Annotated in this window: 15 protein-coding genes and 2 pseudogenes; 5 read left to right on the top strand and 12 right to left on the bottom strand. The window is 64.6% G+C overall.

Annotated elements, in window-relative coordinates; genetic code table 11:
- Window positions 1-142 precede the first annotated feature (142 nt).
- Window positions 143-1,705 carry a threonine ammonia-lyase, biosynthetic gene (ilvA, locus tag LOY34_RS12060; RefSeq protein ID WP_195883898.1) on the top strand — a complete coding sequence of 521 codons (1,563 nt, stop codon included), beginning with the start codon at window positions 143-145 and terminating at the stop codon, window positions 1,703-1,705.
- A gap of 71 nt (window positions 1,706-1,776) precedes the next feature.
- Window positions 1,777-2,925, top strand: a complete 1,149-nt coding sequence (gene yiaY, locus LOY34_RS12065; RefSeq protein WP_195883899.1) for an L-threonine dehydrogenase — start codon at window positions 1,777-1,779, stop codon at window positions 2,923-2,925.
- Between the two features lie 62 nt (window positions 2,926-2,987).
- On the opposite strand, the gene LOY34_RS12070 is transcribed toward yiaY, so the two are convergent.
- Both LOY34_RS12070 and LOY34_RS12075 read right to left on the bottom strand, forming a co-directional pair.
- A complete protein-coding gene (locus tag LOY34_RS12070) occupies window positions 2,988-4,340 on the bottom strand; it encodes a GntP family permease (RefSeq protein ID WP_045198708.1) in 1,353 nt (450 codons plus the stop codon).
- Window positions 4,341-4,439: 99 nt separating this feature from the next.
- Window positions 4,440-4,979, bottom strand: a complete 540-nt coding sequence (locus LOY34_RS12075) for a gluconokinase (protein WP_195883900.1) — start codon at window positions 4,977-4,979, stop codon at window positions 4,440-4,442.
- A gap of 206 nt (window positions 4,980-5,185) precedes the next feature.
- On the opposite strand from LOY34_RS12075, the gene LOY34_RS12080 reads away from it, so the two are divergent.
- The 3 genes and pseudogenes from LOY34_RS12080 to LOY34_RS27505 form a co-directional block, all read left to right on the top strand.
- Window positions 5,186-6,205 carry a LacI family DNA-binding transcriptional regulator gene (locus tag LOY34_RS12080; protein WP_195883901.1) on the top strand — a complete coding sequence of 340 codons (1,020 nt, stop codon included), beginning with the start codon at window positions 5,186-5,188 and terminating at the stop codon, window positions 6,203-6,205.
- Between the two features lie 204 nt (window positions 6,206-6,409).
- Window positions 6,410-7,087: pseudogene (locus LOY34_RS27500) on the top strand (PAS domain-containing protein); the annotation flags it as partial.
- A 105-nt stretch (window positions 7,088-7,192) separates the two neighbouring features.
- Window positions 7,193-7,624: pseudogene (locus tag LOY34_RS27505) on the top strand (methyl-accepting chemotaxis protein); the annotation flags it as partial.
- Here LOY34_RS27505 and LOY34_RS12090 read toward each other — a convergent pair.
- The 10 genes from LOY34_RS12090 to LOY34_RS12135 form a co-directional block, all read right to left on the bottom strand.
- A complete protein-coding gene (locus LOY34_RS12090; protein ID WP_195883902.1) occupies window positions 7,599-10,910 on the bottom strand; it encodes a transporter substrate-binding domain-containing protein in 3,312 nt (1,103 codons plus the stop codon). The pseudogene LOY34_RS27505 and the gene LOY34_RS12090 sit on opposite strands and share 26 nt — an antisense overlap.
- A 7-nt stretch (window positions 10,911-10,917) precedes the next feature.
- Window positions 10,918-11,532 carry a response regulator transcription factor gene (locus tag LOY34_RS12095; RefSeq protein WP_045198714.1) on the bottom strand — a complete coding sequence of 205 codons (615 nt, stop codon included), beginning with the start codon at window positions 11,530-11,532 and terminating at the stop codon, window positions 10,918-10,920.
- A gap of 244 nt (window positions 11,533-11,776) precedes the next feature.
- Window positions 11,777-14,023, bottom strand: a complete 2,247-nt coding sequence (locus LOY34_RS12100; RefSeq protein WP_195883903.1) for a FepA family TonB-dependent siderophore receptor — start codon at window positions 14,021-14,023, stop codon at window positions 11,777-11,779.
- A 183-nt stretch (window positions 14,024-14,206) separates the two neighbouring features.
- On the bottom strand, window positions 14,207-17,131 hold the full coding sequence (locus LOY34_RS12105; protein WP_195883904.1) for a TonB-dependent receptor: 2,925 nt from the start codon (window positions 17,129-17,131) through the stop codon (window positions 14,207-14,209).
- Between the two features lie 115 nt (window positions 17,132-17,246).
- Window positions 17,247-18,191, bottom strand: coding sequence for a FecR domain-containing protein (locus LOY34_RS12110; RefSeq protein WP_258664899.1), 945 nt, complete (start codon window positions 18,189-18,191; stop codon window positions 17,247-17,249).
- Entirely contained in the window at window positions 18,188-18,700 is a 513-nt protein-coding gene (locus tag LOY34_RS12115) for a sigma-70 family RNA polymerase sigma factor (protein WP_258664903.1), read from the bottom strand. Before LOY34_RS12115 ends, LOY34_RS12110 begins: the two co-directional genes overlap by 4 nt.
- A gap of 148 nt (window positions 18,701-18,848) precedes the next feature.
- A complete protein-coding gene (locus LOY34_RS12120; RefSeq protein ID WP_195883907.1) occupies window positions 18,849-20,294 on the bottom strand; it encodes a curlin in 1,446 nt (481 codons plus the stop codon).
- Between the two features lie 16 nt (window positions 20,295-20,310).
- Window positions 20,311-20,781: a curlin gene (locus LOY34_RS12125; protein ID WP_045198721.1), complete on the bottom strand. Its 471-nt coding sequence runs from the start codon at window positions 20,779-20,781 to the stop codon at window positions 20,311-20,313.
- 16 nt (window positions 20,782-20,797) lie between these two features.
- Complete coding sequence (locus LOY34_RS12130) at window positions 20,798-23,026, bottom strand: Ig-like domain-containing protein (protein ID WP_195883908.1); 2,229 nt, start codon at window positions 23,024-23,026, stop codon at window positions 20,798-20,800.
- Window positions 23,027-23,061: 35 nt separating this feature from the next.
- Window positions 23,062-24,408, bottom strand: coding sequence for a hypothetical protein (locus LOY34_RS12135; RefSeq protein WP_258664908.1), 1,347 nt, complete (start codon window positions 24,406-24,408; stop codon window positions 23,062-23,064).
- Window positions 24,409-24,582 lie beyond the last annotated feature (174 nt).

Consider the following 24,582-nt stretch of genomic DNA (forward strand, 5'->3'; position numbering starts at 1 on the left):
ACACATTCCTGCAGTCGCCTCAGCACAGCATTATTACCGCCATTATCGTTTTGGCGGGCTAGCTGGCACTTGCACCGAACCCGCCCTGGAGGCGGGTTCTTTCTCTCTCTCCTGGGCACTTTAAAAAAACCAGGAGTCACCGATGACCAGCCTTGCCGTTAGCCCCCGCACACCTGCCGCGCCGCTGAACCTGCTGTCTGACTACGTGCGGCGCATTCTTGCGGCGCCGGTGTACGACCTGGCGATCGAAACGCCCCTGCAAGCGGCGCCGGCGCTGTCGCGCAGCCTTGGCAACCAGGTGTTGCTCAAGCGCGAAGACCTGCAGCCGACCTTTTCCTTCAAGATCCGCGGCGCCTACACCCGTCTCAGCCGCCTGAGCCCGGCCCAGCGCCAGCGCGGGGTGATCACCGCGTCCGCCGGCAACCACGCCCAGGGCGTGGCGTTGGCCGCCCGCGAACTGGGCATGCGCGCCACTATCGTGATGCCGACCACCACCCCGGAGCTCAAGGTCGAAGGCGTGCGTTCGCGCGGCGGCCAGGTGGTGCTGCACGGCGAAAGCTTCCCCCACGCCCTGGCCCATGCGCTGAAATTGGCCGATAGCGAAGGCGCGACCTTCGTGCCGCCGTTCGACGACCCCGACGTGATCGCCGGCCAAGGCACGGTGGCCATGGAGATCCTCCGTCAGCAACCCGGCGCGCTGGATGCGATCTTCGTTCCGGTCGGTGGCGGCGGCCTGATCGCCGGCATCGCCGCCTATGTCAAGTACCTGCGCCCCGAGGTCAAGGTGATCGGCGTCGAGCCGCAGGACTCGAACTGCCTGCAAGCGGCCATGGCCGCCGGCGAGCGGGTGGTGCTGGCCCAGGTCGGCAGCTTTGCCGAAGGCGTGGCGGTGGCGCAGATCGGCGCCCATTGCTTCGAGTTGTGCCGCCACTATGTCGATGAGGTCATCACCGTCAGCAGCGACGAGCTGTGCGCGGCGATCAAGGACATCTACGACGACACCCGCTCGATCACCGAACCTTCCGGCGCCCTGGCTGTGGCCGGGATCAAGAAGTACGTGGCCCGCGAAGGCGCCCAGGGTCAGACCCTGGTGGCGATCGACTCCGGTGCCAACGTCAATTTCGACCGCCTGCGCCATGTTGCCGAGCGCGCCGAACTGGGCGAGCAGCGCGAAGCGATCATCGCCGTGACCATCCCCGAGCAGCCGGGCAGTTTCCGCGCCTTTTGCCAGGCCCTGGGCAAGCGCCAGATCACCGAGTTCAACTACCGCTACTACCCCGGCAAGGAGGCGCGACTGTTCGTTGGCGTGCAGACCCATCCGCAGACCGACCCGCGCGACCAGTTGCTGGCCAGCCTGCGCGAACAGGGTTACAGCGTGCTCGACCTGACCGACAACGAACTGGCCAAGGCCCACGTTCGCCACACTGTGGGCGGGCATGCCGGGCCTGGGGCGGACGAGCGCGTGCTGCGCTTTGAATTCCCCGAGCGTCCGGGGGCCTTGCTGGGCTTTCTCGAGCGCCTGGGCAAGCGCTGGAACATCAGCCTGTTCCACTACCGCAACCACGGCGCCGCCGAAGCACGGGTGTTTGCCGCCCTGGAAGTGCCCCAGGACGAACAGCCCGGCCTGCCCGCAGCGCTGGACGCCATGGGCTACCGCTACTGGGACGAAAGCGACAACCCGGCCTACCGGCTGTTCCTCGGCTGACTCAGATCAACACGGGGCAGGGCAGACAGGCGGATCCTCATGGCAAAGGAACATTGCATGAGGATTTCGCCATGAGCAGCACGTTTTTCATCCCCGCCGTCAACATCATGGGCATCGATTGCCTCGAAGAGGCGATGGCTGCCATTGCCGGATACGGCCTGCGCAAGGCCCTGATCGTCACCGACGCGGGCCTGGCCAAGGCCGGGATTGCCGAGCGCATTGCCGAAATGCTGGCGATGCGCGACATCGACTCGGCGATCTTCGATGGCGCCAAGCCCAACCCGAGCATTGCCAACGTCGAGCAGGGACTGGCGCTGTTGCAGCGTGAACGCTGCGACTGCGTGATTTCCCTGGGCGGCGGCTCGCCCCATGACTGCGCCAAGGGCATTGCCCTGTGCGCCACCAACGGCGGGCATATCCGTGATTACGAAGGGCTGGACCAGTCGGCCAAGCCGCAACTGCCGCTGATTGCCATCAACACCACCGCCGGCACCGCCAGTGAGATGACCCGCTTCTGCATCATCACCGACGAAGCGCGCCACGTGAAAATGGCCATTGTCGACCGCAACGTCACGCCGCTGCTGTCGGTCAACGACCCGGCGCTGATGGTCGGCATGCCCAAGGGCTTGACCGCGGCCACCGGCATGGATGCCCTGACCCACGCCATCGAGGCCTACGTTTCCACTGCCGCCACGCCGATCACCGACGCCTGCGCGATCAAGGCCATCGAGCTGATCAGCGACAACCTGCGCCAGGCCGTGGCCGACGGCAGCGACCTCAAGGCCCGGGAAAACATGGCCTACGCCCAGTTCCTCGCCGGCATGGCGTTCAACAACGCCTCGCTGGGTTACGTGCATGCCATGGCCCACCAGCTCGGTGGTTTTTATGACTTGCCCCATGGCGTGTGCAACGCGGTGCTGCTGCCCCATGTGCAGCGCTTCAACGCCAGCGTCAGCGCCGCGCGCCTGCGCGATGTGGCCAAGGCCATGGGCGTGGATGTCAGCGCCATGAGTGCCGAGCAGGGCAGCGATGCCGCCCTGGCGGCGATCGAGCAGCTGTCGCGGGCCATTGAAATTGCGCCGGGGCTGGCGGTGCTGGGGGCCAAGGAGGCCGATATTCCGACCCTGGCGGCCAATGCCCTGAAGGATGCCTGCGGCCTGACCAACCCGCGGGTGGCCAGCCAGGCAGAGATCGAGGCGATCTTTAAAGCAGCCTTTTAACAGCATCGCGGGGCGAGCCCGCTCCTACAGTGCAGGAGCGGGCTTGCCCCGCGATGAGGCCCTCAAACCACCAGCGACAGCAGCATGATAAAGATGATGCCGACCACCGAGAGGATGGTCTCCATCATGCTCCAGGTCTTGAAGGTCTCGGCCACGGTCATGTTGAAGTACTGTTTCACCAGCCAGAAGCCGGCATCGTTGACGTGCGACAGAATCAACGAGCCGGCGCCGGTCGCCAGTACCAGCAGTTCACGGTTGACCCCCGGCATCATGCCGATCACTGGCGCAACGATCCCGGCGCCGGTAATGGTCGCCACCGTTGCGGAACCGGTGGCGATACGAATCACCGCCGCCACCAGCCAGGCCAGCATGATCGGCGAAATCTGTGCCTGCACGGCCATCTGCCCGATCACATTACCCACCCCGGTATCGACCAGCATCTGCTTGAAGCCACCGCCGGCACCGACGATCAGGATGATCGCCGCCGTCGGCGCCAGGCTCTGGTCAAGCAGCTTCATGATCTGCTGGCGGGAGAACCCGCGCGCCGCGCCAAAGGTGTAGAACGCCAGCAGCAAGGCGGCAAGCAGGGCGCTGATCGGGTGGCCGATCAGGTCCATCCATTGGCGCACGATGTGCTCGGCCGGCAGCACCACGTCGGCGAAGGTTTTCAGCAGCATCAGGAACACCGGCAGCAGCACGGTGATCAGGGTGATGCTGAAGCTGGGCAGGTTCTGCTGGTCGGACTCGCGGGCGATCTGCTCCATCAGCTCCTTGTTGGGGTTGCCCGGGATGTATTTGGAGATGAAGTTGCCGTACAGGGGACCGGCAATGATCGCCGTGGGCAGGGCGACGATCAGCCCGTAGAAAATGGTTTTGCCGATGTCGGCATTGAAGATGCCGATCGCCAGCAGCGGCCCCGGGTGCGGCGGCACCAGGCCGTGGACCACCGACAAGCCGGCCAGCAGCGGAATGCCGATCTTGATCAACGACACCCCGGAGCGCCGGGCGACGATGAACACCAGCGGGATCAACAGCACGAAGCCGATCTCGAAGAACAGCGGAATGCCCACCAGGAAAGCGGCGAACATCATCGCCCAGTGCACCTTCTGCTTGCCGAAGGCGCGGATCAGTGTCTGGGCGATCTGGTCGGCGCCGCCGGAGTCGGCCATCAGCTTGCCGAGCATGGTGCCCAGGGCCAGGACGATGCCGACAAAACCCAGCACGCCACCGAAGCCGTCCTGGAATGATTTCATCACCTTGGCCACCGGCATGCCCGAGGTCAGGCCGAGAAAACCGGCCGCCAGGGTCAGGGCGACAAAGGGGTGGACCTTGAAGTGAGTGATCAGCAGCACCAGGCCGATGATGGTGACCACCGCATCGAGCAGCAGGTAGGTATCAGTTGCCAAACCAAACATGGTTCAGTGCCTCGTATTGTCATTGTTGTGGGCGGAACTATTACAGTGTTTACGGGTCGAGACAGCGCTATCTTGGGTGAGCCGAAAAAACAGCCAGGGTCAGGCCGTTCGCGCCAGCAGCGGTTCACCGCAGGGCTTTAGCCACTGGTCTACCTCGATGGCCAGCTTGTCCACCGCCAGGGTGGCGTCCAGCGCCAGGGTCAGCGGCTCGCTGTTGGGCCGTTCGAGGGCGGCGAACTGGCTGTCGATCAGGCTGGCGGGCATAAAGTGGCCGGGGCGGGCGAGCACGCGGCGGCTGGCTTCAGCGGGGGTGAGATCGAGAAACACAAAGCCAAGGTCCGGCACGGCATGGCGCAGGGCATCGCGGTAGCGCTTCTTCAGCGCCGAGCAGGTGAGGATCGGACGCTCGCCGGCCTTCAGGCACGCTTGCAGTTCCTCGCCCAGGCGAATCAGCCAACCGGCACGGTCGTCGTCGTCCAGGGGAATGCCGGCACTCATTTTTTTGATATTGGCAGCGGGGTGGAAGTCGTCGCCTTCGATCAGGCGACCGCCGCTCAGGCCTGCAATGGCGGCACCGACGTAGCTCTTGCCACAGCCAGCGACGCCCATGACCACAATCGCGGAGAGGGGTGGGTTCATCGGTACCTCCTGCAGGGTAAGATAGCGCTATCTTGAAGCGAGACGGCTAACGTCTCGGGCGCTTCCCACCCAGATGTTATTGATTTTGTAAAAGCAGTCTGGATGCTCATTCCTGGCCTCATGCAGTTTTGCATTGCCTGTGGTCTGAGACAGCGCTACCTTAGTGCCCGTTCCCCATTCTTTGCAAGTCGAAAATAAAACCCCTCATGACCCGCATTGGCTCTCGTACTACCGGTCGTCCCACCCTGGCGGAAGTTGCCAGGCTTTCCGGGGTTTCCCCGATCACCGCTTCGCGGGCACTGCGCGGGGTCAGCACGGTTGCCCCCGCGCTTGTGGAAAAGGTCCAGGTCGCCGCCGCCAGCCTCGGCTATGTAGCCAACCCGGCTGCGCGGGCATTGGCCTCCAAGCAGAGCCAGTCAATCGTGGTGTTGATCCCGTCGCTGTCCAACCACCTGTTCATCGACACCCTCGAAGCCATTCACGAGGTCATGCGCCCTCGCGGTCTTGAAGTGCTGATCGGCAACTATCACTACGATATCGCCGAAGAAGAGAACCTGATCCGCAACTACCTGGCTTATCAGCCGCGCGGCATCCTGCTCACCGGTTTTGACCGCAGCGACGCCGCCAAGCAGATGCTCGCCGCCAGCGGCGTACCGTGCGTACACATGATGGAGCTGGGCGGCGAAGGCCAGGCCATGTCGGTAGGGTTTTCCCAACAGGAAGCGGGAAGGGCGGCGGCGCGCCATCTGCTCGAGCGCGGTTGCAAGCGCCCGGGCTTTATTGCCGCGCAACTTGACCCACGGGTGATGCAGCGCGCCGAAGGCTTTCGCCTGGCCCTGGCCGAAGCCGGCCTGGATGCCCACGGCCGCGAGCTGCTGGCACCACAACCCTCATCGATCGGCCTGGGCGGCGAGCTGTTTGCCCAGCTGCTGCAGCGCCATGCCGATGTCGATGGCATTTTCTTCTGTAACGACGACCTGGCCCAGGGGGCGATTCTTGAAGCCTTGCGCCAGGGCATCAAGGTGCCGCAGCAGGTGGCCATGGTCGGTTTCAACGACCTGCCGGCTTCGGCGCACATGGTTCCGCGCCTGACCTCGATCCGCACCCCGCGCGCGGCCATTGGCCGTTGCGCCGCGCAGGCGCTGTTGGGCCTGCTTGATGGCAAGCGCAGTCAGTTGCAGTGCCAGGATCTGGGCTTCGAACTGATGGTTCGCGAAAGCAGCTGAAACCGCCAGTCGGCGGGCGCTGCAAGGTGATGTCAGAGTGCTTGCACGGTGCCAATCGCCATCTATGCTCAGCAAATCCCGAGCATGGAGTGTTACAAAATGTTTGATTTGCATCGTAAGTCCGATCTGGCTGAAATCGAGCGTTGCACCCAGGCCCTGGGCCAGATGACTGCCAAGTTGGCGGCGGTCAGCCGCTCGATGGCGATGATCGAGTTCAGCCCCGACGGGATCATCCTCGACGCCAACGAAAACTTCTGCAAGACCATGGGCTACGGCGTTGAGGAGATCCGTGGCAAGCATCACCGCCTGTTCTGCGACGAAGCCTTCGGCAAAAGCGAGGAATACCGCCAGCTGTGGCGTGACCTGAACCGTGGCGAGCCGCGCAGCGGCACCTTCGCCCGGATCGACAAGCGCGGCCGCGAAGTCTGGCTCGAAGCCAGCTACATGCCGGTGCTTGGCGCCCAGCAGCAGGTCACCAGCGTCATCAAGGTCGCTTCCGATATCACTCAGCGGGTGCAGCACGAGCACGAGACCGAGAGCCTGATCAACGCCATCAGCCGCTCGATGGCAATGATCGAGTTCACCCCGGATGGCAAGGTCATCGACGCCAACCAGAACTTCCTCAATACCATGCACTACCGCCTCGACGAGGTGGTGGGCAAGCACCACAGCCTGTTCTGCCACAAAAGCGAAAGCGAGTCGGCGGCCTACAAGGCCTTCTGGGCCTCGCTCAACCGTGGCGAGTACCATTCCCACCGATTCGAGCGGGTCAACAAGCTCGGGCAGATGGTTTACCTCGAAGCCTCCTACAACCCGATCTTCGACACCCGCGGGCGCCTGTACAAGGTGGTCAAGTTCGCCAGCGACATCACCCGCCAGGTCAGCACCCAGCAGACCGCCGCCGAGTCGGCCCATGCCACTTCGGTGCAGAACGACGCCTGCGCGCGCAAAGGCTCGCAGGTGGTGCAGCAAACCGTGCAGGTGATCGAGGAAATCTCCCAGGACCTCAACGCCGCCGCGCGCAGTATCGATGCGGTGAGCAAACAGTCGGAACTGATCGGGCAGATCGTCCAGACCATCCGCAGCATCGCCGACCAGACCAACCTGCTGGCCCTCAACGCGGCCATCGAAGCGGCCCGCGCCGGCGAGCACGGCCGCGGTTTTGCGGTGGTCGCCGATGAGGTGCGTAACCTGGCGGCGCGCACCAGCAAGGCGACCCTGGAGATCGTCGAAGTGGTGCGCCAGAACCACGACCTGTCGTTGACTGCCGTGGCCAGCATGCAGTCGAGCCTGAGCCGCACGGGCCTTGGCGTGGAGCTGGCCAACGAAGCCGGTGAGGTGATTCTGGAAATCCAGCAGGGCTCGCAGCATGTGGTCGATGCGATCAGCCAGATCAACTCGACCTTGCAGTTGCACTGACGCGCTGATTGAGCTCGGTCTCGAGGGTCTGCAGGCTCAGTTCCAGGGCCCTGGCCAGGGCCTGCAGGTGCTCGATACCGGCGTCGCCGACACAGGCTTGCTCAAGCGCTTCGCAGCGCTGCACCACGCCCCGGGCCTTGAGCATCTTGGCGCCGCCCTTGATCCGGTGAGCCAGGCTGCGCAAGGCATCGCGGGTGGGCGTCGGGCCGAGGGCGCGCAGGGCCTTGAGGTCGTCGCCGTTGCTCTGGGCCAGTTCCCGTAGCAGGCGTTCGACCAGTTGCGGGTCGCCCAGGGTCAGGTACCTGAGGTTGTCGACCTCGAAGCCGCTGGCATGTGCTTCAAGGTTATCGCTTGCCACTACCGGCGCAGCCGGGCTGTCGATGCCGGTCAGGTGACGGCGCAGTTCATTGAGACCGATCGGCTTGAACAGGCAATCGTTCATGCCGCTGGCCAGGCAACGCTCGCGCTCTTCGGCCTGGGCGTTGGCGGTCAGGCCGAGGATCAGGCAGGGCTGGCGTTGCTGTTGCTGCTCCTCATTGCGCAGGCGCCGTGCCAGTTGATGGCCGTCCATGCCGGGCATATGGCAATCAGTGATGACTACCTCGAACTGCCCCTGCAGCCACAACCCCAGCGCCGCCTGGCCATCGCCGGCCTGGCTGACCTGATGGCCGAGCACGCTCAACTGGCGCTCAAGCAGCATCAGGTTGGCCGGGTAGTCGTCCACCACCAGGATGTTCAAGGCCTGCGTGGCTGGCGCTTGCTCGATCGGCGCCACCGGGGCGTGCACCACCGTCGCCAGCGCCAGTTGCAATTCGATATCGACGCGGGTGCCGCGGCCCGGGCTGCTGCTCAGGCTCAGGCGGCCGCCCATCAGCTCGCACAGGGTGCGGCTGATCACCAGGCCCAGGCCGGTGCCCTGGCGCGCGGGTTGCTCGCCCACCTGGGCGAAGTTGTGGAACAAGCGCGCCTGGTCTGCAGCGCTGATGCCGATGCCGCTGTCTTGCACGCTCAGCAGCACCCGGCGCAGTTGCCCGGGTTGCGCCGGGCCGTAGCGCAGGGTGACTTGCACCTGGCCCTGCTCGGTGAACTTCAGGGCATTGCCCAGCAGGTTCGACAGCACTTGCTTGAGCCGCAGCGGGTCGACCATGAGGCCTTCGTCGAGGGGCTGCAGGTCGGTGACCAAGGCCAGGCCCTTGAGCCGCGCATTGCCCTCGAACACGCGCACGGTGGCGGCGACCAGGGTAGTCAGGTCGGTCGCTTCGGCGTTCAGTTGCATGTGCCCGGACTCGATGCGGGCGATGTCGAGAATGTCGCCGATCAGCGCCAGCAGGCCATTGGCCGAGTCGAAGGCGACCTGCAGCGACGCACGGTCGGCGCGGCCCTGTTCGGCGTCCTTGACCGCAAGCTCGAGCAGGCCGATCACCGCGTTCATCGGCGTGCGGATTTCATGGCTCATGGTCGCCAGAAAGGTGCTTTTGGCGCGGCTGGCATCGTCGGCCTGGTCCTTGGCCAGGCGCAGCTCTTCGAGCAGGCGTTTGCTGAAGCCCAGCTCATGTTGCAATGCCTGCTGGGCTTCGCTGCGCTGGCGGATCAGGTTGCGCAGGTAGCGGTTCCAGAACACCACACAGGCGATCAGCAAGCCGGCGACGATAAGTATCTGCAAGATCAGCGAGCGGTAGTTGTACCAGGGGCTATCGCTGATCAGCGCGTTGGTGCGCCAGCGGTTGGTCAGTTGCGCCAGCTCGTCCGGCTCGATACTCAGCAGCGCCTTGTCGAGAATTGCATGCAGCACGCTCGCAGAGTGTGTGGTGGAGAAGGCACCGATCACCGGTTGGTCGCCGAACAATGAGGCAATGCGCAAGCGATCCTTGAACAGTCGGCTGATGAAGTAGGCGGCATTGACCTGCGAGCTGATGGCGGCATCGGCCTGGCCCTGGGCGACATGCTCCATCAATGACAGGGGGTTATCGACCTCGACCAGCCGGACTCCGGGGAAATTCGCCTGCAACAGTGGCTTTAACGGGTAGTCGCGGATGATCGCCAGGCGCTTGCCGTTCAGTTGTTCGATACCTTGCACGGCGTCAGGTTCGGCGCGAGTGACCAGTACCCGCGGGCTGAGCATGTATGGCCGGGTAAAGCGCAGGCGGGCCTCGCGCTGTTTGCTGGGGACCAGGGTACTGGCAATGTCGGCATCTCCCTGTTCAAGCAAGGCGATGGTTGCGGCACCAGGATCGGCTTCGATGAACTCGAACTTAAGGCCAGTACGCAAGCTGATTTGTTCCAGCACGTCGGCGCTGATGCCGCGCAGTTGCTGTTGGTCGTCATAAAAGGTCAACGGTGCGTAGTACTTGTTGAACACTACCCTGGCCACCGGATGCTGCTCGATCCACGCTTGCTCCTGAGGATTTAGCGGCAGGGCCCCGCGGTTGAGCAGCATGCTGGTGCTGCCACTGCTCCAGCGGCGCAGGATGTTCAGACGCTCGGTTTCACTGGTGACGGCCAGCGACTGGTTGAGCAAGCGCAGCAATCGGTCGTTGCCCAGGGCCAGGGCAAAGGCGAAGGTTTCGCGCTCGTGCCTGACGAAGTGCGAGATCTGCACACTTTCCTGAAAGCTCTTGCCGATCAGGTAGTCACTGCTGATGGCATCGCCGAGAAAGGCATCGGCCTGGCCCAGTGACACTGCCGACAAGCCGGCCATGGTCGAGGAGTACAGCTGCAGGCGGGCCTTGGGAAACAGGTGCTGGACCTCTTCGTCCGGCAGGTAGTGATCGACCATGGCCAGGCGCAGCCCGTCCAGCTCGTCATCGACGGCGCGGGTTTTGCCCTGGGGCGTGACGATCACCGGCAGGTCGTCGGCATAGGGTTGGCTGAGCACCAGTTGCGCATCGGCGGCTTCAAAGCCATTGGAACTGCCGAGCAGGTCGATGGCCCCGGTGTGCAGGGCAGTGATTGCCTGTTGACGGCTGTTGTAGCGGCGAACCTCTACGCGGATGCCCAGCAGCTCGCTGATCAGCCCGGCGTAGTCGGCGGTCAGGCCTTCGTATTCGTTCTGGCTGACGTTGATATCAAAAGGCGGGTAGTCCGGGCGCGAGGTCCCCAGGCGCAGCACGGCTTTTTCCTTCAGCCAGCGCCGGTCATCTGCTGACAGGGCCACGCCTTCGCCGCCGACCACCGAACGCGCCAGCAGTGTGCGCAGCTCGCCGGGCTCATCGGCCAGGCTGCTGTCGAGCAGCAACAGCGGCAGGCAGCCCAGCACCAGGGCCAGCAGAGCAGGGCGGATGTTCATGACGGGCTCAGATCACCTGGTTACGAGTGGCCAGAGCCATTAACTCGACGAAAGATCCTACCTGAAGTTTCTCCATGATCCGGCTTTTGTAGGTGCTGATGGTTTTCGGGCTCAGCAGCATACGTTCGCCGATCTCGTTGTTCGACAGCCCGGCCGCGAGCATGCGCAGCACTTCCATCTCGCGGTGCGACAGGCTGCCCAGGCGTTCTTCTTCAGAACCCAGCGGGCCACGGTTGGCCGACATGTCGGGGAAGGTCGAGTAGCCTTTGACCATGGCTTTCAAGGCGAATACCAGCGCTTCCAGGTCCTCGTCTTTGTGCACGAAGGCGGAGCTGCCGGCATCCAGGCAGCGACGGGCGAACAAACTGGCCGGTTGCCCGGTGAGGACCATGATTTTCGGGGTTTTTTCCAGCAGGTGCAGGCGCTTGATCACGCTCAGGCCATCGAGCCCGGGCAGGCCGATATCAAGGATGACCACATCGGGGCGCAGTTCGCGGGCCATCTGCACGGCAGCCACGCCGTCGCCGGTTTCGCCGACCACTTCGTAGCGTTCGCGCTCGAGCAGCATGCGCACCGCAAGGCGAATCGTGGGGTGATCATCGACGATCAGTACCGTAGGCATTGGCGCAACTCCTTGACGAAGAGGGTAGGCCGTTTCCTGAATCATTCAGGAAGACGAATCGGGCCGGAGCCGGCGAGTCGCCAACGATACGTCGAATCAGGTTGCAAGAGTATGGGAAGTATAGAGGCGTTGAAAATTGTGGTAGGAATTGTAGAAAATTCCTACGCACTTGAGTTGTGGCTTGTCGGGGTGAATGACTCGGCCTGAGACCTGCGAGGCCAGCTTCCACCCCCCACTCACTCCATCAGAACGACGTGGTAAACGAGGCGAAGTACGAACGGCCCGCTTCGTTATAGGTCAGTGCCCCGGCTTCATCGGAGTTGCCCTCGCGGTACAGGCGCTTGTCGAACAGGTTGTTGACGCCCACGCGCATGCTCAGGTTCTTGGTGAACTCGTAACCGCTGCTGATGCCGACAATGCCATAGGGATCGACGTCCTTCTGCACCTTCTTGTCCAGGGTTTCATTGGCCCGGGCGTTGTAGGTTGGCGCTTCCTGCTTGCCGTAGTAGGTGCCGTTGAGCTGGAACGACAGCTTGTCGGTGACATTCCAGTCCAGGGTCGAGTTGACCGTGTACTCGGGGATGATGCTCAGCGGCTCGCCGGTTTTCTTGTCCTTGGACTCGATCATGTAGGTGAAATTGGTGTTCCAGTCCAGCGCCGGGGTCAGCTCGACGAACAGGTTGCCCTCGACCCCTTGCACCACGGCTTTGCCGGTGTTTTCCCAGCGCAGGATGCGCCGGCCGTTGGGCAGGCGGAACAAGGTCTGGTTGCCGGCTTCGATCTTGTTCTTGTAGTCGTTACGGAAGTAGGTGGCGCTGGTGCGCCAGGTGCCTTTGTCGTAGGCCAGGCCCAGTTCCTTGTTGACGCTGGTTTCCGGGTCGAGGTTGGCGTTGCCCAGCAGGTAGCAGCCGCCGTTGTTGACTTCACCGGAGTTGCAGCCCGTACCGCGGCTGTACAGCAGGTAGTTGGGGTTGGCCTGGTACAGGTTGGGGGTCTTGTAGGCGCGGGCGATGCCGCCCTTGATGCTCAGGGCCTCGGTGATCTGGTGCGAGGCGTTCAGGCTCGGGCTCCAGTTGTCGCCGTAGTCTTCGTGGTGGTCCAGGCGCAGGCCGGGGGTGACGATGGTGTTTTCACCGACTTCGATGTTGTCCTCGGCGTACAGGGCAAAGCTGCGCGCGGTGGATTTGGTCTGGGTGCGGTCAAAGCCCGGCAGCTCGGCACCCGGGTCATAGCTTTGCGGGCGCAGCGAACCTGGGTCGTTGAGCGACTCGTAGAGGTACTCGCCGCCCAGGGTCAGCACCTGCTCCAGGCCCATGCTCAGCGGCAGGTTGATCTCGCCGGTGGCGCGGGTGTTGCGCAGGCGCGACTCGAAGCGCCCGGCACCGCCCGATGGCGCGCCTTCGCCCCAGCCGGCCAGGCCTTCGTTGAGACGCTCGTTGCGGGTCAGGTCGTAGGACAGCGAGGCGGTGGAGGTGCCCCAGTCGTAGTCGCCACGGTGGGTCAGGGCAAAGCTTGAGCGCTGCATGACGTTGGTTTCCTTGCCCACCTGGCTCTCGACGAACTCGCCGCCGGCGTTGAGCATGGTGTCGCCGGCAAAGATGTTGCCCTGGCGGCTGTAGCTGGACTCCAGGTCGACGGTGTTGGCCGGGTCGATCTTCCAGCTCAGCAGGCCGTTGATGTCCTTGTTGCGCACACCTTCGCGGCCGGCCATCAGCGATTCTTCATAGGCCTGGTGCGCCGAGTTGATCTTCATGTCGTCGGCGTCGGTCTTGTTCAGGTTGCCGTACACGCGAAAGATCAGGCTGTCGGTGAGCGGCCCGCTGAGGCTGAAGTTGACCCGCTTGCCGGTACCTTCGGAGTCGTCCTCGGGGAGCATGGTGTAGAGGGTCATCGAGCCGCGCAGGTCCTGGGTCGGGCGTTTGGTGATGATGTTGACCACACCGCCCATGGCACCCGAGCCGTAGCGCGCGGCGGCAGGGCCACGGAGGATCTCGATGCGTTCGACTTCTTCGGCCGGCACCCAGTTGGTTTCGCCGCGGGTGTCGCGGTCGCCGCTCCAGCCGTAGCGCACGGCGTTGCGCGAGGTCGACGGCTTGCCATCGATGAGGATCAGGGTGTTTTCCGGGCCCATGCCGCGCAGGTCGATCTGGCGGTTGTTGCCACGCGCGCCGCTGCTGCTGTTGCCGGTGAGGTTGACCCCCGGCTCGCGGCGGATGATGTCGGAAAGATCGTTGACCGGCGGACGCTTCTTGATGTCTTCAGCGGTGATGATCGACACGCCTGGCGCTTGCTTGAGCTCCTCTTCGGCGGTGCCCAGCACCCGGGTGTTCTCCAGCTCGATCGCCTGGCGGCTGCCGTCCACTGGCAGGTCGGTGGGCTGCACCTGGACGTCATCCGGTTGCAGCTCCAAGGGCGCTGCGGCCAGTGCCGTGGAACCCAGGGTGGCCAGCAAGGCAATGCTCAAGCGGCTGAGGTTGAAGCGCGACACCATGTCAGATCTCTCCTGAAACAAAGGGTGAACGGCCTGGACGGAAGGGCCGGGCCGTTCGGTAAGTCGAGAATGATAAGAATTACCATTCGCGTGTAAACCCTTAAGGAGAAAAATAAAATATTAACGAAGCAGGGCGGTAAAACCCTGCTACGGCGATTCCGACAGATTAATGGCAAAAGGCCTTTAGAACTGTAGGGATGCTGCCAGGCTTGAGGTGCGGCCGGGTGCTGGCATCATGCTTTGCGACATGGGGTCGAGGTAGTACTGGTCGGTAAAGTTGTAAACATTGAAACTGACCTTGAGTTCATCGCTGACCTGGTAGTCGGCAAAAAAATCATAGATGCGCGCTTCCAGGTAGTGCTGCTGTGGGGTGGTGGTGCCTACGTGCCAGCTTTTGTCCAGCACGTACATCGGCCCGCTGGTGTAGCGCATGCGTATGCCACTGGCCAGTTTCTGCTCGAAGGCCTTGGCCCCCAGCACCAGGTTGACGCTGTAGCGCGGCGGGTTCTGGGTGTTGGTGTAGGAACCCTGGAAACCGCCGGTGGTGCAGTCCGGCGTTTCGCTCTTGCCGCCGTCGCGCAGGGCCTGGGCAAAGGCGCGGTCGCAGGTTTCGGCCTTGATGTTGTAGACGTACGAGGCGTCGGCGAACCACCAGGCGCTGTCGTAGTGGCTTTGCAGCTCGATGCCCTGGGTGGTGAAGCTGTCGACGTTGCGGATCTTCAACTCGCCGTTGAAACCGGGGCGGCCCTTGGGGTTGTAACGGTAGTTGCGGGTGACCATGTCATCGATGGTGTTGTGAAAGTAGGCCAGCTTGAACCCGGCCTGGTCGTTGTTCAGCAGCAGGTTGCTGCCCTTGAACGATGCGCCGACCTCGAAGGTTTTCATCCGCTCCGGGCGCAAGTCGTAGTTCGGTTCTGCCGACCAACTGCCCAGAGTGGTCTCGAACAGCGACGGCATGCGCATGCCCTGGTTGTACAGGGCGTAAGCCATGACATTGGGGGTAAAGGCATAGCTGACGCTGTAGGCCGGGGCGAAGCCGTGGCCAGACAGTTCGGCATTGTCGGCGAAGCCGGCAAATTCGGCGTTCCACCATGGCTCGTCGGGGCCGGCCCCGGCCGGCGCGGCATACAGCGCCTGGCGGTTGCGGTCATAGATGCGGTAACCGCTGTAGCGCCCGCCAGCGGTGAACGTCAGCTGCGGGACCGGTTTGTATTCCAGGGCGGTGCTGAGGCTGTATTCGTGGCGATAGCCATTGCGTTCGATGCGGTTGTTTTCCAGGTCGTCCTGCCACGGCTTGCGGCTCGGGTCGATGGTTTCGTACTGGTACGAGGCGCCATAGGTCAGGGCGTAGTCGCCGCTGCCGGTCAGCAGGCGGCTGGTGTTGCTGATGTCAGTGCCGACCTTGAGGTTGCTCAGGTCGGACTTGAGCGATTGGCGGTAGTGCTCGCTTTGCTCGTCCTGATAGCCCTGGCCGCGTTGCGGCGCGGTAAAGCCGACGTTGTTGTACATGATGCTGCGCCCGAAGGTTGCCCAGGCATGGCCGTTGAGGTCGATGTAGCGGGCCAGGCTGTCGTCCTCGGGGCGCCATTTGAACTCGCTGGTGAGGGTGTGCAGCTTCATGTTGCCGGGCTTGAACTGGATCATCTGGTTGGCGCCGCTGTAGTCGTAGACCGGGTCGAGGGTCTCGCGCACAAAGCAGCCGGTGCTGTCCCACATATTGTCGCCGTCCGGCACCGGGGCCGCGATGGCCGAGCATTGCTGGTAATACTCGGGGGCGGCGCTCATCCAGAAGGCTTCGTCGTAGCGGTCGATGTCTTTTTTGAAGTCGCCCAGTGGCTGGGTCATCGACGGGCCTGAGCGGCCAATCTGCGAGGGCATGATTTCGCCAAAGCTCGAATCCATGTAGCGGTAGCCCAGGCCCAGCTCCAGGCCGTTGTCGCGGTACAGGGTGCCCTTGAGCATGAAGGATTTGTTGTGGGTGCTGGAGTTGAGCACCTCTTCGCCGGGCCAGTAGTTGCGTGCCACGGTGTTGGCATCGACCAGGGCGCCGCCACTGATTACCGAGGTGTCGTAGCGCGAATAACCGTGCTTGCCGGCAAAGTAGTTGTTGTTACGTCGCTCGGCGTAGGCGGCGACCACATCGAAGGCTTCGTCCTTGTGGGCGAAGGCCAGGCTGCGCGACCAGTCGTGCGCGTGCAGCAGGTCGTTGCGCTCGGTGCGTGGGCGCACCCGATAGTCGCTGGGGACGTCGGCGCTGCTGTTGTCCGCCAGCGAGCCGCGCAGGCGCCAGCCGGTGGTCTCGCCGGGCTTGAGGATGTCATCGACGGTCAGCGTCTGCATCTCGACCGAGCCGCCGATGGCGCCGGAAGCACCGGCGTCCAGGCTCGGGCCCTTGTTGACGGTGACGCTGCTGATCAGGTCCGGGTCGATGTAGGCGCGCTGTGCAGTGCCGGCGTAGCCGCGGTAAACATCCAGCGACTGCTGGCTGCCATCGACCTTGATCGGCACCCGGCCCTGGCCCTGGATGCCGCGGATGTTGACTTCGATGCCGCCGCCGTTGCGCCCGTCGGAGGTCTGCACGCCAGCGATGCCGGCGAGCAGGTCGGCATTGGAGCGACCGCGAAAACGCTCCAGTTGCTCCAGATTGCGGGTTTCCACCGAGCGCGGCACGCCGTAGTCCTTGAGCCCGTCGTCCTCGGCCTGGCCCTTGACCCGGGTGGCGCCGAGCTCCAGGGCATCACTGGCGTGCGCGGACTTTTCGATCAGCACCCGGCCGTCGTCACTGAAGTAGGCGCTCAGGCCGCTACCGGCCAGCAGTTTGCTCAAGGCCTGGGCCGGCGCGTAATGGCCCTGCAGGCCCAGCGACGGCTTGCCGGCGGTCAGGCGCGCATCCACCGACAGCAGCAGGCCGGCACTGGCGGCGAACTGGGTCAGGGCCTGGTCGAGGGTGCCAGCGGGAATCTGGTACAAGCGTTGTTCCTGGCGGGCAGCTTCGGCCTGGGCGGGCATGGCCAGGCTGCAGCAGGCGCTGCCGAGCAGGCCGGCGAGCAATCCGCTGCGGATTGCCAAGCTCAGGGGGGACGGGCAGGGGGGCGGCAGGTTCGGCATCCCGAAGACTCCTTTGAGAATGCGTATTGGTTAGCTTTGATGACTAACCCGAACGAGCGGCGCAAACCGACAACGGCTTGCGCAGTTATTTTTGCGAAAGTGCAAGCACGGGCGGTCAACGCGCAGTGACGGTCACCCAGTAGCGGCTCAGGTAGTGCACCCGGATCGGCAGGCTGTCTTGCATGGCGGCGAGGGTGCGCTCGCTGTCGGCGAGGGCAAATACGCCGGTGATTGGCAGTTCGGCGATGGCCGGCTCGCAGCGGATGACCCCGCGCCGATGGCGGCCCAGTTCCTCGAGAAAGCGCCCCAGCGGCTGGCGCTCGGCAATCAGCCGGCCGTGCTCCCAGGCAATGCTGTTGCTATCGGCCGGATGCTGTGGTCCGCAGCCCTGGCGGTTGAACCACAGGCCGTGGCCGGCCGTGAGCAACTGCTCGGTGCCCGCTCCGGGTTGAATCATCAAGGCGCCTTCGAACAGCTCGACGCGGCTGCCACCCCGCAGCTCGCGCACGGCAAAGCGGGTACCGAGGGCCTGTACTTCGCCGGCCAGGGTCTGGACCTTGAGCGGCCTTGGGTCTTTGCCGCTGGTCAGCAGCAGCTCGCCTTCGAGCAGGTGGATGCGCCGCTCTTGTGCGCTGAACTGGATGTTGACGCTGCTGCGGCTGTTGAGCAGCAACTGGCTGCCATCGGCCAGTTGCAGGCGGCGCACTTCGCCGGGGGCGCTGCGCTGGTCGGCCATTGCCTCGCGCCAGGGCAGATGGCGCTGCCCCAGGTAAGCGCTGCCGCCCAGCAGTAGCACGACGCACAGTTGGCGCAGCAGCGAACGCCGGCTCTGGCGCTCTTCGAGCACGCTGCGGGCGGTTTGCGCGGGCACGGCGGCGAGGGTCTGCTGCAGGGTTTGCAGGCGTTGCCAGGCGCGCCGGTGCTCGGCATCGGCCGCTTGCCAATCGGCAAACGCCAGGCGTTGCCCGGCATCCAGCGGGCCGTCCCAGTGCAGCATCAGCCAGTGGCTGGCCTGCTCGACAATCGCCGCGTCGATCGGTGCATCGTTTGCCGCGCTCATTCGCTGTAGAGCACCTGGTAGCAGGCCTGGATGGCGCGGATCATGTACTTTTGCACCGAGCTTACGGTGACCCCCAGGCGCTCGGCGATCTCGGCATAGCCCAGGCCTTCGAAGCGCGACAGCAAAAAGGCGCTGCGCACCTTGGCCGGCATGCTGTCGAGCATCTGGTCGATCTGTTGCAGGGTTTGCAGGATCATCGCGCGGGTCTCCAGCGACGGCGTTTGCGGTTCGCCCAGGTGGGCGATGCTGGCCAGGTACGCCTGCTCGATGTGTTGCCGGCGCCACTGGTCGATGACCAGGTTGCGCGCCAGTTGCACCAGGTAGCTGCGGCCCTCGTCGTGGCCGGGCAAACGGCCGCTGACCAGCAGGCGCAGGAAGGTGTCGTGGGCGATGTCGGCAGCGCGCTCACGGTCGCCCAGGCGCTTGCGCAGCCAGGCCTGCAGCCAGCCGTGGTGATCGCGATAGAGGCCATGGAGCTGTTGCTGGGGAGCGGGGGAGGTAGGGGGCACCCGGGGATCCTGAAACATGAAAGATGCAGTTGCGAATTGTTCGCATTATAAGGGCAAAAAAAGAACCGTGACCAGCCTGTCGGCGAGTCACGGTCAAGGGGGGAGAATCAGATTGCCGGCGATGGGGCGCGAAGCGGCCCCGAATTAATTACTGCTGCAACACCGTCGCCTGGTTACCCGCACCAAACTGCTGGATGGTCGCGGCCATGTTCGCGCCACTCTGGTCGACCATCGCCTGGTTGGCCGAGCCGCCCTGGGTCACGTAGGCGACGTTGACGCCGTCGGTCTGCTTGATGCTTGCCTGGTTGTTGTCGCCGTACAGCTGCCAGGTGTAGCTCTGGTTGCCGCTGCCCGATTGCTCGACCTTGACGCTGTTGCCGGCGCCGCTGCTGACGCCGGTGGCGTAGTTGGCGGTGCCGCGCTGGTCGGCGATCAGCAGGTTGTCGCTGCCGTTCTGTTCAAAATACAGCTCGTTGTTGTTGTCGACCTGGGCAAGTTCGGCGCTGTTGCCGCTGCCGTTCTGGTTCAGGCGGGCGAGCTGGGTGCTGCCGTCCTGGGTGAAGTTGGCACTGTTGCCGCTGCCGTTCTGGTTGACCTCGGCGCGCTGGGCGCTGCCGAACTGGCCGCCGAACTTGTCGCCCTTCCAGTTGCTGGCGAGGATCTTGTTGCCGGTGCCGGTGGAGCTCACCGTGAGCACGTGGTTGTCGCCATTCTGGTAGGTGTAGTGGACGTTGCCCTGGCCGTTCTGGAACACCGTGGTGGTCGACTGCTGCGATCCGAACTGGTCGGCATAGCTGGCGTTGAGGCTGCCGGCCTGGGTGATGCTGGCCACATTGCCCTCGCCGAAGCTCTGGTCGAGCACGCTTTCGTTGGTTTGCCCGTACTGGGTCACCGTGGCCTGGCTGCCCAGTTGGGTGTCTTGCCAGACTTCGCTGGAGTTGGCGCTGCCGGTCTGGCTGATGGTGACGCTGCCATCCTGGCCTTCGCGCTGATCGCCATAGGCCCAGTTGTCATCGCCGGCCTGGTAGATGCCGATCTGGCCATTGTTGTAGTTCAGGTGCTCGGCGGCGCTGTAGTTGCCGCTACCGGCCTGGATGCTCAGGGCATTGTTGCCGCCGCCTCCGTACTGCTGCTCGACAAAGGCGCGGTTGTTATCGCCGAATTGCAAGGTGGTGCCCTGGCTGCCGGCCTGGGTGTCCTGGTAGATGAACGAGAAGTTGCCGGTGCCTTGCTGGGTCTGCTGGGCGCTGTTCTCGACCCCCAGCGACTGGCTGGCGTGGGTGTTGTTCAGGGCCCCGGCGTTTTGCTGGTTGATCTGGCTGCCGAACTCGTACAACTGCTCGGCGTAGCCGGCGTTGTAGTCGCCGGCGCCGCTTTGCTGGATCTGGCTGTTGCCGCCGTCCTGCTTGGCGGCGTGGTTGTTGCCCAGGCCCAACTGGTTCTGGGTAGTGGTACTGAGCGGCGCAGCGGTCTGCTTGACCTCGGCGATGTTCTCGGTGCCGAACTGGTTCTGGGTCGACAGGCTGTCGTCGGCCATGGCCTGGCCGGCCACGGCCAGGACAATGGCGGCGCTTAAGGGAGCGAGCTTGAACATGGTGGTGCCTCCAGGTTTAACGGTATTGGTTGACCTGCACGCGCTGACCGTTGCCGGCCTGGATCACCGAGCTGGAAAGCCCGCTGCCGGCCTGCTCGATGCTGGCGCTGTTGCTGTTGCCGTATTGCTCGATCTGCGCGCGGTTGTTGCTGCCGCTCTGGCTGATCGAGGCGCTGTTGCCATAGCCCTGCTGGCTGATCGAGGCCATCAGGTCGTTGCCTTGTTGCAGGATGTACGCCTCCTGCGCGCCACCTTGCTGGACGATGCGCCCGAGCAGCGCCTGGCCGTCCTGGCCAATCGCTGCGCGGTTGCTCTGGCCGTTCTGCTCGACCAGTGCCTGCTGGCCACTTGAAGGCGCCAGTGGCTGCATCGACAGCTCGCCCAGGTCGCTGCCCATGGCCAGGTCAGCGTTGTCCATCAGGTCGTCGGCCAGGGCGCCCTGAGCGCTCAGGCTCAGGCACAGCAGCAAGGTGGTCAGGCGCGCCATGGTCGTTCTCCTGTGGTTACTGCACGGTGACCGGCACAGTGCGCACGGTGCCCAGGCTGGTGGTGACGGTTGCCGTCGGTGCCGGTGTGCTCGGCGCGACGCTGTTGGTGACGCTCAGCCGCCAGCGTCCGGTCAGCGGTACCGGGGTGGTGCCCAGGCTGACCAGGCCGGTCGGGGTGCTGACCTGCACGGTGACGGCGTTGAGCAGGATCGCCGAGGTGGTGCCGGAGATATCCCAGGTAAAGCGACCGCCAGCTCGCGCCGTGACCGTTGCGGCGGTGACGGTGAAGTTCTCTGCCGGTGGCCGTGGCGACACCTGCACCGTGACCGTGGCCGGTGCCGACAGGGCACCTGCGCTGTCGCGGGCGATGTAGGTGAAGGTGGTGCTGAACGCGGCCAGGATCACTGCCGGCGGGGTGTAGGTGACCTGGTTGTCGTCGGTGCTGACCGTGCCGCGGCCCAGCGCCGGCTGGGTAACGCTGGCGACCGTCAGTGGTACGTTGCCATCCGGGTCGCTGTCGTTGCCCAGCACGTTGATCGGCAAGGCCACGCCGAGGGTGCTGGCGGTGTCGTTGACAGCCAGCGGCGGCTGGTTGGCGGCGACATTGACAGTGACGTTAGTGACGGGTGATTTCAGCCCTTTGCTGTCCTGGGCACGGTAAGTGAAGGTGGCCACCAGCGGCGCATTGACCACTGCCGGTGGGGTGTAGGTGACGGCCGTGGTGCCGTTGAGCACCACCGTGCCCTGGCCGGTGGCCGGCTGGGTGAGGTCGCTGATGCTCAGCGGCACGTTTTCGTCAGGGTCGCTGTCGTTGGCCAGCAAGTTCAGGCTCAGCGGCACGCCAACGCGGGTGCTGCCGACGTCGGCCTGGGCCACTGGCGGCTGGTTGGCGGCGTCGACCGGGGCATTGCCGATGACCACCACCGGCTCGCTGTCGCTGCCGCCGGCGGCGGATTTCACCGTCACGATCGCAGGCGGCTGGCTCAGCTCGTTGACCGTCAGGGTCTGCAGGGTGCCGGACTTCGACAACCGCCCGTAACCCTGGGCGACCAGGTCGGGCACCTGCACTTCATCACTGGAGCTGGCCTCGATGCGCAGGCGCTTGTTGGCCCAGTCATAGCGGGCGGTGGTGACCTTGACTACGTCGCTGAGCTTGCTCGACAGCGCGGTGGGGCGGGTGGCGCCGGTCGGGTCGCTGGCGGTGACGACGATGACTGGCGGCGGTGCGGCGCTGCTCAGGTGCTGGGCGAAGAACAGGCCATTGTTGTCGGCCAGCAGGTTGAACTGGCAGGGCGAGGGCGGGGTGCCCGGCACCAGCGCAAGGGTCTCGCGCATGCACAGCGTGGCGTTGTTCGGCGCCTTGGCGAACACCTCGACGCGGGTGCCGTCCGAGGTGCGCCGGTAGCTGGCCCGCTGCAGTTCGGCAGGGGTTTGCTTGCGTGGGTCGAGGACCTTGCCGGAGACCGTGAACAGGTTGGTCTGGATGGTCCCGGCCGGGCCCTGGATGCGCACGAAGTTGGTGTTGTTGGGGCTGCCGGTGACCGCTTCGGTGATGTTCGGGTCGCCTACGTAGGTTTCGCTGGCGCCGGTGTCCGGGTTGATCTCGGTGTAGGGGCCGCCGACGCCGCGCAGGAACGGCCCGATCGCGCCGTTGAGCACGCCGCTGAAGTTGCCCGGGGCGCCGATGCCGATGTCGCGGGTAATGTTGATGGCGCGGCGCCCGGCGGTGGTGACGTTGACCGTCTCGACCCCGTACGGGTGGGTGATCACGTAAGTGCCGGTGCGCGGCACCGAGGCGCGGATACGGATACGGGCGAAGCTTTGCTGGTCGCCGTCCACCGGGTTTTCGGCGGCAAACGCCGCCTCAATGCCGGCGACATAGACTTCCAGCTCGTAACCGCTGTTGCCCACTTCAGGGATTTCGGTCTCGGCCAGAAACCAGAACATCTCCGGCGGCCAGTTATCGGGGAACACCAGCGGCAGGGCGTCGTCGTACACCCCAGGCTCCGGCAGCAAGGTACACATGTAGGCCGGCGGCACCGAAACCGCTACCCGCGAGCTTGCCGCCCGCGACTGGCACAGCTCCAGCGACAGGTTGCCGTGGTCCTGGTACCACATCGGGTAACGCCCGGTGGCCAGGGTGTAGGGGCCGGGATCGACCGCCTTGAGGCCGGCCCAGGCAGTGCCGGCCAGCGAGAGGGAAAGCCCGGCTGCGCAGAGCGCCAGGCGTGGCCAGTTGTTCATGCTGCCTCCTGCTACGGGACGTGGCGTAAGAGTGTTCATGGCACGAGCACCACTTCTTCGCTGTCGCTACCGCCGTTGGTGCTGGTCACCGTGACCTTGGCGGGCGGAATCGGCGACAGGCCGGTGGTGAGGGTCTTGACCGCGCCATTGCCGCTCAGGGTGCCGATCGTGGCGCCGTTGCCGGTGCGGGCGCTGAGCACTGGCGGGCTGGTTTCGTCGCTGGTGCTGGCGACCAGGGACAGTTGCCCGGAGGCCAGGCTGTACTCGGCGCGCTCGATCACCACCAGGTCGGTCAGCGCCAGGGTCAGGGTGGTCGGGGTACTGGTGGGGATCGCCAGGCTGTTGTCGGCGGTCACCTGCAGGTTCAGCGGCAGCGACGGGTTGAGCACCGACTGGGCGTACCAGGCGCCAGTGGTGTTGGCCTCGCTGAGGTTGAGGTTGGGGGGCTGGCTGACCAGGGTGGCGGTCGCCGGTGGCGGCGGGGCCTGTACGAACAGGTCCTGCTGGGCGCGCAGGTCGCCGTTTTCGCTGTGCCGCGAATAGGTGCTGCGCTGGGCGATCACCGGGGTCGGGCGGGCGACGGTGGAGAGCTTGCCCGAGACCGAGAACAGTTCGGTACGCAAATCCAGGCCGTTGGGGCCCTCGATGCGCACGAAGTTGGTGTTGAACGGGCTGCCGGTCACCGCTTCCTGCAGGTTCGGGTCGCCGATGAAGCGTTCGCTGGCGCCAGTGGCCGGGTTGGTTTCGCTGTAGGGGCCACCAGCACCGCGCAGGAACGGGCCGACATCGCCCTTGAGCGCGCCGGTGTAGGTTTTCGGCGCGCCGATGCCGATGTCGCGGGTCATGTTGATTGCCCGCCGCCCGGCCGCCGGTACATCGAACACTTCGACGCCGTAGGGGTGGGTGACGATGTAGGTGCCTGGCGTGGGCACGTCGACGCGGATACGCACCCGGGCAAAGCTGACCTGGTCACCGTCGACCACGTCTTCGGCAGCGAAGGCGGCCTCGATGGCGGTGCCGTAGGTCAGGTCGATGCCGCTGGCGGCGTCGGTGATGGCGGCATCGGCGGTGAACCAGAAGGTTTCGTCGGGGTAGTTGCTCGGGAAGCTGATCGGCCGGGTGTCGTCGAACACCCCGGGGGCGGGGTTGAGCACGCACATGTATGACGGCGCCCCGGGTGCGCCGGGCACCCGCGAACTGACCGCCTTGGACAGGCACAGGTCGAGCACCCGGCCATGGGTGTCCTGGTACCAGGCAGCAAAGCCGCCGGTAGCGGGCAGGTAAGGGCCGGGGTCTACTTCGAACAGGGCGGCCTGGGCCGGTGCCTGGATAATGCTCGCCAGGATCAGCAGAGCCAGTGGGTGGGGCGTTGGACGGTGCATGAGTCTTCCCTCTTGCAATCGGGCCCATGGACTTGGGTCGTCTGCACAGGCATCGGCAACATCCGTACCAATTTATTCTCAAGACCCTGCAGGCCTTGCTGCGCAAGGCCTGGCGTGCGGTTACAGGGTGTCGGCAGAGCCACTCGACTCGGGTCGCTGGCCCCAGGGTTGGGG

Source organism: Pseudomonas sp. B21-009, assembly GCF_024749345.1.
GTDB lineage: Bacteria > Pseudomonadota > Gammaproteobacteria > Pseudomonadales > Pseudomonadaceae > Aquipseudomonas.